The organism is Verrucomicrobiota bacterium, from assembly GCA_016871495.1.
Taxonomy (GTDB): domain Bacteria; phylum Verrucomicrobiota; class Verrucomicrobiia; order Limisphaerales; family VHDF01; genus VHDF01.
In genome coordinates, this window is the sequence record VHDF01000006.1 from 67,373 (window position 1) to 81,293 (window position 13,921).

Annotated in this window: 9 protein-coding genes and 1 pseudogene; 5 read left to right on the plus strand and 5 right to left on the minus strand. The window is 61.0% G+C overall.

The features are described from left to right. Positions 1 to 73: 73 nt before the first annotated feature. Positions 74 to 1,535: pseudogene (locus FJ404_02685) on the minus strand (fumarate hydratase). A 569-nt stretch (positions 1,536 to 2,104) separates the two neighbouring features. On the opposite strand from FJ404_02685, the gene FJ404_02690 reads away from it, so the two are divergent. Then, positions 2,105 to 3,118 (plus strand): ROK family protein, encoded by a 1,014-nt coding sequence (locus tag FJ404_02690; protein MBM3821792.1) that lies wholly within the window; start codon positions 2,105 to 2,107, stop codon positions 3,116 to 3,118. A 506-nt stretch (positions 3,119 to 3,624) separates the two neighbouring features. Here the strand turns inward: FJ404_02690 and FJ404_02695 are convergent. The 4 genes from FJ404_02695 to FJ404_02710 all read right to left on the minus strand — a co-directional run bounded on the left by FJ404_02695 (position 3,625) and on the right by FJ404_02710 (position 9,017). Next, positions 3,625 to 6,231 (minus strand): DUF1553 domain-containing protein, encoded by a 2,607-nt coding sequence (locus FJ404_02695; GenBank protein ID MBM3821793.1) that lies wholly within the window; start codon positions 6,229 to 6,231, stop codon positions 3,625 to 3,627. Beyond that, positions 6,222 to 6,404 (minus strand): hypothetical protein, encoded by a 183-nt coding sequence (locus tag FJ404_02700; protein MBM3821794.1) that lies wholly within the window; start codon positions 6,402 to 6,404, stop codon positions 6,222 to 6,224. Before FJ404_02700 ends, FJ404_02695 begins: the two co-directional genes overlap by 10 nt. Before the next feature lie 306 nt (positions 6,405 to 6,710). Then, entirely contained in the window at positions 6,711 to 7,997 is a 1,287-nt protein-coding gene (locus FJ404_02705) for a phosphopyruvate hydratase (GenBank protein MBM3821795.1), read from the minus strand. A 9-nt stretch (positions 7,998 to 8,006) separates the two neighbouring features. Further along, positions 8,007 to 9,017 carry an aminoglycoside phosphotransferase family protein gene (locus FJ404_02710; protein ID MBM3821796.1) on the minus strand — a complete coding sequence of 337 codons (1,011 nt, stop codon included), beginning with the start codon at positions 9,015 to 9,017 and terminating at the stop codon, positions 8,007 to 8,009. Positions 9,018 to 9,218: 201 nt separating this feature from the next. On the opposite strand from FJ404_02710, the gene FJ404_02715 reads away from it, so the two are divergent. The 4 genes from FJ404_02715 (at position 9,219) to pstC (ending at position 13,912) form a co-directional block, all read left to right on the plus strand. Continuing rightward, complete coding sequence (locus tag FJ404_02715) at positions 9,219 to 10,016, plus strand: Fpg/Nei family DNA glycosylase (GenBank protein ID MBM3821797.1); 798 nt, start codon at positions 9,219 to 9,221, stop codon at positions 10,014 to 10,016. A gap of 468 nt (positions 10,017 to 10,484) precedes the next feature. After that, entirely contained in the window at positions 10,485 to 11,831 is a 1,347-nt protein-coding gene (locus FJ404_02720) for a hypothetical protein (GenBank protein MBM3821798.1), read from the plus strand. Positions 11,832 to 11,904: 73 nt separating this feature from the next. Then, on the plus strand, positions 11,905 to 12,744 hold the full coding sequence (locus FJ404_02725) for a PstS family phosphate ABC transporter substrate-binding protein (protein ID MBM3821799.1): 840 nt from the start codon (positions 11,905 to 11,907) through the stop codon (positions 12,742 to 12,744). Positions 12,745 to 12,922: 178 nt separating this feature from the next. Next, positions 12,923 to 13,912, plus strand: coding sequence for a phosphate ABC transporter permease subunit PstC (pstC, locus tag FJ404_02730; protein MBM3821800.1), 990 nt, complete (start codon positions 12,923 to 12,925; stop codon positions 13,910 to 13,912). Positions 13,913 to 13,921 lie beyond the last annotated feature (9 nt).

Here is a 13,921-nt window from a genome sequence, read left to right on the forward strand (position 1 = left end):
CCCCAAACGGGGCTCGCAGATCCGCGAAAACACCCTTGAGAAATCCGCTCTCCAAGCACAGCCCTGAATCAGGTCAGAGCCTGGCCTCCAAAGCGGCTTTGCTGGCTTCAAAGACTTCCTGGTGCAGCGACCGGCCATGGGCGTCCATCGTGACCACCGCTGGAAATCCCTCGACTTCCAACTCCCAAATCGCCTCCGGCGATCCGAATGACTCCAAGAAATGGACACTTCGTACCGCCTTCACACACTCCGCCAGCACCTGAGCTGCCCCGCCAATGGCATGCAAATACACGCAACCATGCTCCCGGCAAGCCGCCAAAGTCTTCTCGCCCATCCCCCCCTTCCCAATCACACCCCGCACCCCGAAATCCCGGATAATCTGCCCCTGATAAGGCTCCTCCCGAATCGATGTGGTCGGACCCGCCGCCGTCACTTTCCAGGCGCCGGAGGCATCCTTCATCACCACGGGACCACAATGATAAATGATGCCGTCCCGCAGCCGCACCGCCTCTGAAAGCGCTCCTCCCTCGTGCAAATACTTGTGCACGGCATCCCGGCCGGTGAAAACCGTGCCGTAAAGCGAAACTTCATCGCCCACTTTAAGCGCGCGAATGGAGGCCTCGGTAAAAGGAGCTTTGAGAACGATCATAATCACCTCAATACAGCCACGACTCGATCCTTCCCCCCTCGTCCAGCCTCACCCCCTGCCGGCGAAAGGCCCAGCACATGTAGCTCACACTGACAAAAAAGGAGGCGGGCAACCGGTTCAACACCGCCACCTTCACGCCCAATAACGTGGTTCGTCCGCTAAATCCCATGGGGCCAATCCCCAAATCGTTCGCCGTGTTCAAGACCTCTTGCTCGAGGCGGGCCAGCTCGGGCACCGGATTCGCATCACCCAGCGTTCGCAAGAATTGAGTCTTCGATGCCTCGTACCCCGTGGCCCGATCTCCGCCAATACACACTCCTAGAATGCCCGGCCCGCATCCCCTCCCCTGCGCTTGCAGCACCGCATCCAAAATCACCCGGCGGCAGCCATCCAAATCCCGGTTTGCCTTCAACTTCTCCTGCGGCAACGAATACTGCGCGCCCACGTTCTCACACCCTCCCCCTTTCAACATCAACCGCACGCTCAATTCCGATCCCCGGTGCTGATGAAAATGCACCACCGGCGAGCCGGGCCCCACGTTGGTGCCGTCGTTCACCCCCGTCAATGAATCGACGGAATTCTGACGCAAATACCCCCGCTTCGTCGCCTCGCGCACAGCCGCCCGGGCCGTCTCCTCGAAAGCGATCTGGTCCAACCCCACCGGAGCCTCCACATAAAACAAGATGCTGCCCGTATCCTGGCAGATCGGCTGCGACTTCTGCTTCGCCAGTTCAATGTTGCGCTCGATGATCTTCAACGCCGACTCCGCGATCGTCCCACGCTTCTCGCGCTCCAACGACGCCAGCAACGCCCGATGGACGTCCTCCGGAATCTCGGCGGAAGTCCGCCGGATCAATTCAACCAGCGACTCGAAAAGGGCCTGCATGCGCACCGAAACTAGAAACGCCACGCCCCCATGTCAATCGAGGGACCACGGCTGCGGTGGGTTGGAGTGTATCCAGAGGTTGTTGGTGACCGGGTTGTCTTGGTCGCGCAGACAGCCCTGTCTGCTGTGGCGCAGGCGGCCCAGCCTGCGGGGCGACGAAGGGAACCCGGCGCGTGGAGAGCATGGAAGGGCCTCGTTCTTCACCCGCCGGGCCGACGGGCCGTCGGCGATACGGCCGGCTGGGCAGCCTGCGCCACATTACAGACAACTTCTGGTTCCACGGGGCGGGCTGGCGGAGGACAGTCCCGCAGGGACCCAAGAAACAGCCATGCTCATTGGGAAGAGCGCGGCTGTTTCGTAAACCAACCGCAGCGCGCGGACAAGTCGGAAGTCCCCAGATTTTTCAACGTCCTTCGGCGGGTCGAAGGATGACCCAGCCGCGCTTCGGGCGTAATGAGACCATCCCGGACTTTCTGCGGGGGTTGCGTCCAGCCCGATCAGGTTCCTGAGCCAGATTGCTGGAAGTCCGCTTGTGCCTCTCGACAACCGTTGCTATGACGACGGGAGCCATGGAATCCCCGCGCTATGTTGGAATCGAAATTGGCGGAACCAAACTCCAGTTGGTGGCCGGCACGGCTCGAGGCGAAATCATCGAACGTCAGCGCTTCGCCGTGGACTCCCGCGCCGGCGCCGAAGGCATTCAAGCGCAAATCGTCGGCGCTCTGCCCAGCCTCGCCCAACAACATCGCGCCATCGCCATCGGCGCGGGATTCGGCGGACCCGTGGACATCGCCCGCAAATCCATCGCGTGTTCCCATCAAGTGGAAGGCTGGTCGGGATTCGCGTTGGGTGCCTGGCTTGAAGCCCTCGCCGGAATTCCCGCGATCATCGAAAACGATGCCAACACCGCCACCCTGGGTGAAGCCCTGGCAGGCGCAGGTCGAGGTTCGAATCCCGTCTTCTACACCACACTCGGCAGCGGGGTGGGAGGGGGTTTGGTGGTGGACGGCCAGATCTACCACGGCTCCAGACCGGGCGAAGCCGAGATTGGCCACCTTCGGCTCGATCGCAGCGGCGCCATCGTGGAATCCCGCTGTTCCGGCTGGGCGGTGGATCGCAAGATCCGCGCGGCCATCGAGAGAACCCCGGATTGCCTGCTCGGAAGGTTGACCCAAGGCCGTTCTGGAGGTGAAGCGGCTTTCCTCGGCGAAGCTCTCCACCAGAACGACCCCCTGGCCAACTCCATCCTTCAGGAAACCGCCGCCGACCTCGCCTTCGCCCTTTCCCACGTCACCCATCTCTTCCACCCGGAAACCATTGTGCTCGGAGGCGGACTCTCTCTCCTGGGTGAACCGCTCAGGGCCGCAGTGGCCAAAAACTTGGAGCCATGGGTCATGGAGGTCTTCCGACCCGCTCCCGTCATCCGAATCGCGGGTCTGGGTGAAGATTCGGTGCCCGTCGGAGCCCTCTTGTTGGCGGCGCATGGTGCGGCCACAGGTTGCAGGCCGGAGCGCGGCGTTGACCTCAACATTCCCCACCAGCTTCTTCCTCTCCCTGCGAAGAATGAGCGGGGAGAGGGGTAGGCTGAGCATTCCCCTCCCTCCGACTCTCTCCCCACTCGTGCCTCGCGGGGCGAGAGGGAAAACGGTGGGATGCCCGTGCTCTGCGATCGGCCTGTAAAGGAATTTCACTCTGCCAGGTCACACCGGGAGGCACAGAGACACGGAGCGAAAGCATCCGAAGCCCATTTCACTCACGGGGTCATCGGTTCAAGGATGCTTCTCCATGTTCATTCCGCCGTCGCTCCGTGAGAACCGTTGCGCGTTGGCCCCTTGACGTGAACAGCCTACGGGCGCTCCGACAGAACTCCGCTCCGCCCTTTGCGTCCTTCGCGGCCTCTGCGTGAGGAAAAGCAAAATGCCTCACCCCACGGCCGAAAGACTCGCCGCCCGAAGGGCTGCGCCGCTTGGGCGGTTCTGGCGTGGTTGCTCCTCGGTCACAGACCGCTGGCGGGTAGGCTCCCTCGTCGCGCCGAGCCAGAACCGCCCAAGCGGCGCAACAAAGACCCACCCAATTCATGAACAGCACACTAATCGAGGTAGCGGAAATCGCCGCTGGCGATGAGCGCGTGGAGCAGCTCCGTCCAGGCTTCGTCACGAGTCGCCTCACCAGACTTCTCGAGGTGTCGCAGGGCAGTTTCTTGTTCGGCATCCTTCGGAGAGCGCCCGAGTGTGGCGCGGTAGGCGAACCGGACGCGTGCCGGGTTATCGCTGGCTGCGTCAAATGTTCGCCTCGCCGCGGCGCGCGCCTGGCTGCGCACCCAGGGATCATTGAGCAGAAAGAGCGCCTGCGTGACGACCGTGCTGGAGCTGCGTTTTCCGGTGACCAATCCAGGCGAGGGAAAATCGAAGGCCTCAAACAATCCAGGAAGGGCGTTGCGGAAGACGGGGACGTAAACGCTCCGGACAGCTCCCGTGAATTGATAACCAAAATCGGCGGTCAACGTTGCGGGATAGGCCGGCCCACCGCCAGCCAGCCGAAGTCCTCCGCTTGCCGTCAGGATGGCGTCTCGCAAGGCCTCGGCCGTAAGCCGTCGGCGATGAGCATGACGGAGCAGTCTGTTTTCCGGATCAGCCATGCTGCTCGATGAGTCGGCGGAGTTGGCGGATCGGGGCGCGTTCCGAGAGGGATGCGAGGAGGCCTGCTGATAAGTGCGCGAGAGGACGATTTCCCGCACGAGCTGTTTGGTGCTCCAACCGTGTTGGATCAAACGTGCAGCGAGGTAGTCGAGCAGTTCCGGATGCGAAGCGGCCTCGCCGGTGATGCCAAAGTTGTCCGGCGAACGAACCAGACCTTCTCCGAAGAGCCAAAGCCAGACGCGATTGGCATAGACCCGAGCGGTGAGCGGATGAGCCGGGCTGGCGATCCAATCCGCGAGTTGCCGCCGACCGCTCTCAGTCGAGGGCAGATTGGGCGGCGCCATCGTCCGGCCCAAGGTCAGGAATCCCCTGGGCGCGAGCTCGCCCAATTGGTGAACGCTGCCGCGGATGTGGATGCGAGTGTTCTCGAATGGGCCTGCTTCGCTCACGCCCATGGTCTTGGGACGCTTGGGGCCGGTCTCCTTGATCTGTTTGAGCCGGGCTTGAAGTGTGTTCACGTCGGGAGCCTTGGGCTCCGGAGTGACCGGGAGCGGTCGACTGGATGCGGCGCTGTCCTTGGCGAATCGAGCGACGGACGGCGCTGCGGCATCGAGGAACTGCACGGCGTCGGCCGTGACATGGCCTCGGGTGTTCTCATTACTGACGAGCACGTAGCCGAATCCGTTGGCCTCGAAACGGAATTCGCCAAGGGAGACGAAGCGACCGTCCAGCAAAGGCGGTTCTTGTTGATTGACTCGCACGAGCGTTTCGCCGTCCGCATGGAAGATGGTCACAGGCACCTGGGTCGCGCGACTGGTTCCTGGCTGGTAGGCAAAGCGAACTTCGTAACGACCTGCCTTGGTGATCTCGGGCGCAAAACTCAGCGTCATGCTCCCTTTGCTTTGCTGATCGTCGTGCAAGTAACCGTCACCGATGTAGTGGCGCGAGTAAGTCGAGTGCTTCCAATGGCCGACGGCCTTCGCCTGCGCGCTGTCCACCACGAGGCCCGGAAGTTGGTTCGGAGGAACGACGCTGGGTCTCATGGCCGGTGACGAACCGGTTCCACCAACCGCGCCCGGGCCCGCGGCGAGCTTTTTGGCGGATTCCTTGGCGGACGCGATTTCCGCCTCGAGTGCGGCGATGGCGGCTTCATGCCGGCGCAGTGTTTCCTCCTGGGCCGGTTCAACGGGGAGCGGGAACTCCAGCCACTCGGAGACATTGGCGTGCTTGAGAAGGCGCGCGTTCCGCAGAATGCCGGCCATGGCGTAGTAATCGCGCGTGGGGATGGGATCGAACTTGTGATCGTGGCAACGCGCGCAGCCGATGGCCAGACCGAGGAACGCCTTGCCGACCGTGTCAAGCTGTTCGTCCACGACGTCCATGTCCAACTGTTTCTTGTCCTGCTCTTCGAGGTTGGTATTGCCCAGCGCAAGGAAGCTGGCGGCGACCCTCTGGCGGTGGTGTTGATCGCGTGAGTCATAGGGCAGCAAGTCGCCCGCGATCTGTTCGCGGATGAACTGGTCAAACGGGGTGTCGCGATTGAACGATTCGATGACGTAATCCCGATACCGCCACGCCTCGCGAAAAATGAACCCTCGCAGAGTCAGGGACTCGCCATAGCGCGCCACGTCCAGCCAATGCCGGCCCCAGCGTTCGCCGAAGCGAGGCGAGGCGAGCAAGTGCTCGACGAGGTTTGCCGTGGCCGCCTGGCGATGGGCGGCGGCCGAACGTTCGAAGGCCGTGAGTTCCGCGGGTGAAGGGGGCAGTCCGGTAAGATCAAAATAGAGTCGGCGGCAAAGCGTCGCGGCGTCCGCAGGTGGCGCGGGCTGGAGTTGGTGCTGCTCCAGCTTGGCCAGGATAAACCGGTCGATGCTGTTGAGAGGCCACGCCGAATCAGAAACCGCCGGTGAGTTCTTGTCCGCGAGGGGCTGAAAGGCCCAATGATTGGTCGGCGCCGCGGGAGAATCGGGCAAAATCGGCTCCGAGGCCGTGCTCCACACGGAAAGGACGGAGGCGATGAGCGCGATGCAACGGGAAATCCCGATTCTCATGAACATGGAGGATACTCGGTGATTCCCCACGAAGGGAAAACATATTCGCCACGCGTCCCGTGCATCCCGATGTTGTTGGTAGGGCGGGCCTGTCCCAGCCCGCCGCCCACGGAATGCAAAACATCATGCTCCGGCGGCGCGCCGGGACGGACGCGCCCTACCTGCATCACCGGCAACATCGGGATGCACCGCCACGCGTCGTGCTTGAACCTCCGGACGAACTTGATAATGAAGTTACTCACCGTTCCGCATCCCGGCCCGGCGAAGTTCTTTTGCTTAGAACGGCCATTGCCCTTCCTGAAACTTCGCTCGGTCCTGGCGATAAACCATTCCGACTCGCCGCCCTGACCGCGACGACGCGTGGAATCGCCGAACGCGCGCCAGGCAGCAGGGCTTGGCCTGGGCCTACGAACACAGAGGCAGGCGCGATTGTAGGCCGCGTGCCCTCACGCGACACACGGTCGCGGATTCAAGCGCAGTATGAATTATCCGGGCTCGACGGCGGGGCCGGGCCACGGATTGAGGGGTAATTGAGTTTCGGATTCGAGGGCGAGGAGTCGATTGTATTTCGCCAAACGCTCCGATTGCGTGATCGACCCGATCTTGATTTGGTCCGCGTTCCAACCCACCGCGAGGTCGGCGAGCCAGTGATCTTCCGTTTCTCCACTGCGGGCGCTGACCGTCACCTGCCAGCCGGCGTGGCGGGCAATGTGAAGCGCTTCGAGGGCTTCGGAGAGCGTGCCGACTTGATTGACCTTAAGCAGCAATGCGTTGGCGGCTTGAAGGGCGACCGCCTTGCGGATGCGATGGGGTTGAGTACAGAGCAAGTCATCCCCGACGACCAGCGACCGGTCGCCGATGGACCTTCGCAGAGCCGGCCAATGAGGCCAGTCATTCTCCGCCAACCCGTCCTCCAAACTCACGATGGGATACTCGTGGACCCAGCGTTGATATTCTGAGATCAGCGCCTCGCTTTCGAGTTCACGGCTTCCCCAGCGGTAGCGGGTCTGATGGTGGAAGTGACTGGATGCGGCGTCGATGGCCAGCGCCATGTCATGCCCGGGCCGCAAGCCCGCCCGCTCGATCGCGGCGATGGCGTCGGTGATCATGGCTTCGGCTGATGGAAAGGGCGGTGCTTGGCCACCTTCGTCCGCGCGGAGGAGCCGGGTCCCGTATTTTCGGGCGAGGTCATCGGCGGCGGCATAATACACCTTGTGACACATGGAGAGCGATTCGTCCGTGTCGCGGGCGGAACTCGGCACCATCAACACGTCTTGGAGCGGGCACTGACCGCCTGCATGTTTGCCTCCGCTGAAGAGATTGACCGTGAGCCGGGGGAGATGGCGCGGCGAGGTGCCCGCCAGTTTCGCAAAGTAGGCGTAAAGCGGGAGGTCGAGCTGAAAGGCCGCGGCGCGAGCAAAGGCCAAGGAGATGGACAGGATGGCGTTGGCGCCGAAACAGGACTTGTCGGAGGAACCATCAAGTCCGATTAGACTCTGATCGAGTTGTTCCTGATCCAGGAACTTGCGATCGCGCACGCCGTGAAAGAGGGGGCCTTCCACATTGGTGGTGGCAAGCTGGCAGCCGAGTCCGCGGTAGCGGGCCGGGTCTTGGTCGCGGAGCTCTTTGGCCTCGGCACTGCCGGTGGAGGCGCCGGAGGGAACGGACGCCTCGCCGCGTGCGCCGCTGGCGAGGGTGCAACGGGTCATCACGGTGGGGTGGCCCCGGCTGTCGAGGATTTCCCGCGATCGGAGTTCGGTGATCTGAAACATGGCCTGAGGCTAGCGCGTCAACTCCCGATCCAAAACCTGAAACCATTCAGGAACGGAGGCGGGTGGCTGTTCGAGGGCGCGGAGGGCCAGATCGCGCTGGCGGGCGCGCTGAGCGTGATCGAGATACTCGAGCGGCGAGCGTCCGTCCACACGCGCCAGCAGGCATGCGAGGTGATGGCGGACCACTCGTGATTCGAAGGCGGGATCGGCCGGCAGACCGGGGGTTGCCTCGAGATAACTTTGCCAGAACCACCGGTGGCCGCAGAGAAAAAGGGCTCCATCTTGGGGGCGATGAATGGCTTTGGCTGTCATATGAGTGAGCGCGAATCCGAGATCGAAAGCGGGGTCGCCCCAGTGCATGACTTCGTGATCCAGGAGGATGAGGTGTTCGTGCCGGACCAGCAGGTTCTTGGGGCTGTAATCTCCGTGGACCAAACACGACGGCGAGGCGAGGCATTCCTCGATGAGAGATTCCATGAAGCGGTGCGTCTTCGTTTTGCCGGCCGCGGTTCGGTAGTAGGGATCAAGGCGGAGGGAATGGAAGAAGCGGCGATCGGCGAAAAGGGGTTCGAGCTTGTGACGTTGTTCGCGGCTTTGGCAGTGAAGCCTCCCGAGCAGGGAGCCGAATTCGCGCACGAGCGCGGGAGAGATGTTTCCGGCGAGCAGCGCGGCTTTCCAATTGAGATGAGGCTGCGGGATGGCGCGCATTCCCAGGAGATGGAGGGTCGGATCTTCGAACAGGAACTCAGGGGTGGAGGAAGCGCCGAGGAGCGAAGGAAGGTGTTGGAGCGCGAGGGCCTCGCGGTGAATGCGGGCGGGATCCGCGTGCCAATCGTCCTGAACCCGGAGTTTGGGCAGGGATTGCTTGATCACCCACGATTCGCCTCCCGGCCGATGCAGGAGGAGGGTGCGATTGGAAACGCCACCCGTGAGGAAGCTGATGGAGGGAGATTCGCACCGCGGAATAAGTTCTCGAAACCTGAGGTAGTCGATCAGGTTTTCGACGTGCTCTATGTTCATGTCGGTTCCTGGAAAGATGGTGGGAAGCGGAACGCTGTCAATTCGGTCGTTGACACAAGGGGCTGCGCACCATTCCTACTGGATCCAGCGGATCGATCAAGCATGCCGGGATGAGAATCATCATATCCATGAAGAGCAGGACTGCCGGGAGACAAGGAACGAGGAAGCCGGCGATCGGCTTTGCGCAGAAGGGAGTCGAAGATGCCTGAGCTCGCGGAAGTGGAATATTACCGGCGCCAGTGGGATCCCGGCTTGGGCGGGAGGGTCCTGGGCCTTGAGCTAAGTGTGGCCAAACGTGTCTTCCGCGGGATGGACGGGACCCAGTTGGAAGGGGCTTTGAAGGGAAAACGATTGGAACAATCGCACTCCCATGGGAAGCAGATGCTTTTTGGGTTTTCCGGGGGATGCTGGCTGGGAGTTCATCTGGGAATGACGGGTTCATTGCGCTGTGAATCGCCAGCTTATGCAAGGTGCAAGCACGATCACTTGATGTTGAAGCAGCGCTCGCGATCCCTGGTTTTCTCCGATCCGCGTTGCTTTGGCCGGTTGCGCTTTGAGCGAAGTTCGGGATGGCCGGAGTGGTGGTCGCTTCTGCCGCCCGCACCCCATAGCGAGGCGTTCTCCTTCCAGTGGGTTTGTGACTTTCTGCGTCGGCGCGCGCGCACTCCACTCAAATCTGCATTGTTGGACCAAGCAGGATTTCCGGGCGTCGGCAATTGGATGGCCGATGAGATTCTGTGGAGGGCTGGAATGCATCCTCGGACTCAGGCGGCCCGTTTGGGAGAGAAGGAACTGGCGACGCTTTGGAGGCAGACGCGGAGTGTAAGTTTGGGAGCCTTGAAGCATGTGGCACCCGATTTTTCAGATCCGCCTTCGAGTTGGCTGTTTCGGCACCGCTGGAAGCAAGGTGGATGCTGTCCGCGCGATGGGAAACCCTTGCAGCGGGACGTGGTGGGAGGCAGGACGACCGTTTGGTGCGAAAGGTGCCAGCCCGGGTGACCCCCCATGCCGCAGATAAGCCTGGAAACGGCGATTCAGCAGCGTCGAGCTGCGCAAAAGCTTGAACGTCAGAGGCCTGCCGAAAATTGAGGCGGATCCGCAGGGTGATCCATCGAAACTTGAGAACCGTTTTCCGTCTCGCCCCGCGAGGCACGAGTGGGGAGAGAGCCGGAGAGAGGGGAATGCTCAACCTACCCCTCTCCTCATCCTCTCCCCGCTCATTCTTCGCAGGGAGAGGATGAAGATTTTCAGGCCTGTCCGCGCGCTGCGGCTGGTCTCCGACCCAGCCGCGCTCCCTCGTTCGTCCCGGCGGGACTGTCCTGCGCCGGCTCCGCCCTGTCCGTTCGCTCTATTCCACCGATAACAGTGAAGAACGCATTGTGATCGTAACCTGATTGTCACATTGCTGACCTTTGCGTGTCACTCCCTCTCACTAGCTTGCCGGCATTCGGTGCAACTACACGAACCATGAAAACGACAAGAACGAGGATTGCGATGGCCGCGCTGCTGGCTTCGGCGGGTGCCGCGATACCGGGCGCTCAGGCTCAGTCGGCTGACGCGCTCATCGACAAACTGGTGGAAAAGGGGATCCTGAATTCCAAGGAAGCCCAAGAACTGCGAGACGAGGCCGACAAGGGATTTACGACGGCCTATTCAGTCAAGTCGGGTCTACCCGACTGGGTGACGGCGTTGAAATTCAACGGGGATATGCGCGGCCGATTCGAGGGATTCTACGCCGAGAATCCCGCGAGCGTGGATCGCCATCGCATGCGGTATCGCCTGCGATTCGGTGTCACCGCCAATCTTCAGAATGACTTCGAGGTGGGTTTCCGCCTCGGATCCGGAGACTTGGATGGAGCGGCGGCGGCGCTGGGATCCGGCCTTGATCCCATTTCAAACAACCAGACTTTTCAGAATAACGCCTCCAAGAAGGGCATTTTCCTGGATTTGGCTTATGCCAAATGGTCGCCGCTGCACACCCCGGACTGGAGCGGCTCCGTCGCTTTAGGGAAGATCGAGAATCCTTTCACAACCTCGGACCTCGTCTTCGACAACGATTACACGCCTGAAGGGGTGGCCGTGACTCTGAGTTACAATCTCAGCCAGGACCATGTGGCCAAGTGGGCAACAGCCGGCTTTGCCTTGGACGAGCTGAGTGGGAACAGCCAGGATCCGTGGCTGGCGGGAACCCAATTGCGACTGGATTCGATGTGGAACAAGCATGTGTCCACGTCCTTCGGTGCCGGCCTGCTGGCGATTCAAAAAGAGCAAAACCTCAAGAACCGGGATGTGCCCAACTCGCAGCGGGGCAACACCCGCGGGGCGGATGAGGCACCGGTCCACGACTTCAGCTTGGTTTACGCGGACGCGGGCCTGACCTACTCCCTCGAATCTTTCCCGATGTATGAGGGGCCGTTTCCGATCAGGCTCTCGGGCGACTATCTGCGCAATATCGACGCTGCTGAGGGCAATGAAGGATTCAGTTTAGGGGTGTTGTTTGGGAAGTCGGGCAAGAAGGGGTTGTGGGATGTTTCCTACACTTACAAATTCCTGGGGGCCGACGCTTGGTATGAGGAATTCACCGACTCGGACACGGGGACCTTTTATCAGACCGCGCTGCCGAACTCGGCACTGGGAGGGGGCTATGGTGGCGGCACCAATTTGAAAGGGCACGTGGTGAGGATAGCCTATTCCCCGTTCGATTCGTTGGTATTATCTGCCAAATGGTATGGCATGGAAGCGATCAACGAGTCGCCGGCGGACTCCGAGAGTATGATGCATCGCATTCAGGTGGACGCGGCCTGGAAGTTCTAGGCGATCCGTCGCGAAACCTATTTGGAACACGGGTTCAACAATCACTTATCCATTAATCATCAGGAGACAAAACATGAAACAGAAGTTCCTCATGGCGGCAGCGGTCCTGCTGGCGCTTATCCCCGTGCGTGCGGGTAACATCACGGTCAAAGGATCGGACACCTTGGTTATTCTTGCCCAAAAGTGGGCTGAGACTTACATGGGGAAGAACCCGGGCACGAAGATCCAGGTTACCGGCGGGGGCACGGGCACTGGATTCGCGGCCTTGCAGAATCAGACCACGGATTTGTGTAACGCTTCGCGCAAGATTCGCGCGAAGGAAATCGAGACTTGCATCAAGGCGTTTGGCAAACGTCCGACCGAGTACAAAGTGGCGGTGGACGGCCTTTCCATCTATGTCAGCGCTGACAACGCGGTGCAGGAGTTGTCCATGGAGCAGTTGGAAGGAATCTTCACGGGCAAGATCAAGAACTGGAAGGACGTGGGCGGGGCAGACGCTCCGATTACGGTGTACAGCCGAGAAAACAGTTCCGGTACTTACGAGTTTTTCAAGGAACACGTTCTCAAGGGCAAAGATTTTGCCTCTTCGGCCCAGACCATGCCGGGGACGGCGGCGGTCTTGCAGGCCGTGGCCAAAGACAAGCGTGGCATCGGGTACGGCGGGGCGGCCTACGGGGCGGGTGCCAGGCACTTGAAGATTAAGAAGGACTCCGGATCGCCCGCCGTGGAACCAACCGAGGAGAGCGTGTTGAGCCAGAAGTATCCGATTTGGCGTTACCTTTACATCTACGTCAACCCCGCCCTGGACAAGGGTGAAATCCGTGATTATCTCGGCTGGATTCAGACGGAAGACGGGCAAAAGGTGGTGAAGGACGTGGGGTATTTCCCGCTGCCCAAGCATTTGAGGAACTGAGCGGGTGGACGCGAAGCGCACCATTGGATGGATGGGGATTCGGCGCGGCCACCGCGCGAATCTTTGGGAGTGGCTGGCGGAGAGGGTGATCTTCGGGGTATCCCTTTCGGCGATTGTGATGATCTTTCTGATCTTCCTTTTCGTGATGCGCGAGGGCCTCCCCATCTTCCTGGGGAGCATGAGCAGCTCGGCGGTCCAGGAGGTCATTCCAGTCGAGCAGATGGACCAGATGCCCAAGGAACAGCTGAGGTCGTACTTGGGGTTGTCTGCCAAGCAGTTCGCGGAGATGGATCGGGAAACGATGCAGGCGTTGATGGAGGTGAAGGTGGAGCAGCAGAAGGAGATTCCGAACGACAAGGATGCGGCGTTGAACACCACCTCCTGGCGTTACCTGCTGGGTCCGCATCAATGGACGGGATACGATAAGCCCGAATACATCTGGCAGCCCGTGTCAGGGATTCACAAATATAACATTGTGCCTTTAGTCCTGGGGAGTTTGAAGGCGACGTGCGTGGCCTTGTTGTTTTCGGTTCCCCTGGCCTTGGCGGCCGCAATTTATGTTTCCCAACTGGCCCGTCCGACGATTCGGGAATGGGTCAAACCCTGCATTGAACTGCTGTCGGGCATTCCCTCCGTGGTGCTGGGCTTCTTCGCTTTGTTAGTGATGGCCAGTGTGTTGCAAGGAGTGCTGGGATATCAATCCCGTCTCAACGCTTTCGTGGCGGGTATGGCCTTGGGGTTGGCAATTATTCCTGTGGTTTTTTCCATCGCGGAGGATGCCCTGACCAGTGTGCCTCGCAGTTACACGCAGGCGGCGCTAGCCCTGGGAGCGTCGCCGTGGCAGGCCGCCTGGCAGATTGTGCTGCCGGCGGCGATGCCCGGGGTGTTCGCGGCCGTCGTCCTGGGATTTGGCCGGGCGATTGGGGAAACCATGATTGTGCTGATGGCCAGCGGCAATGCCAGCATCATGTCCTTGAGCCTTTTCGATTCCACGCGGACGATCACGGCCACGATTGCGGCAGAGCTGGCGGAGACGGTTTTTGGAGGCCACCATTACCGGATTTTGTTCATGATCGGAGCCCTGCTGTTTGCGGTGACCTTCGTGTCGAATTTTATCGCCGACCTTGTCATTTACCGACTGAAGGCGCGCATGGAGGGGAAGGCATAGCTTGGGGGG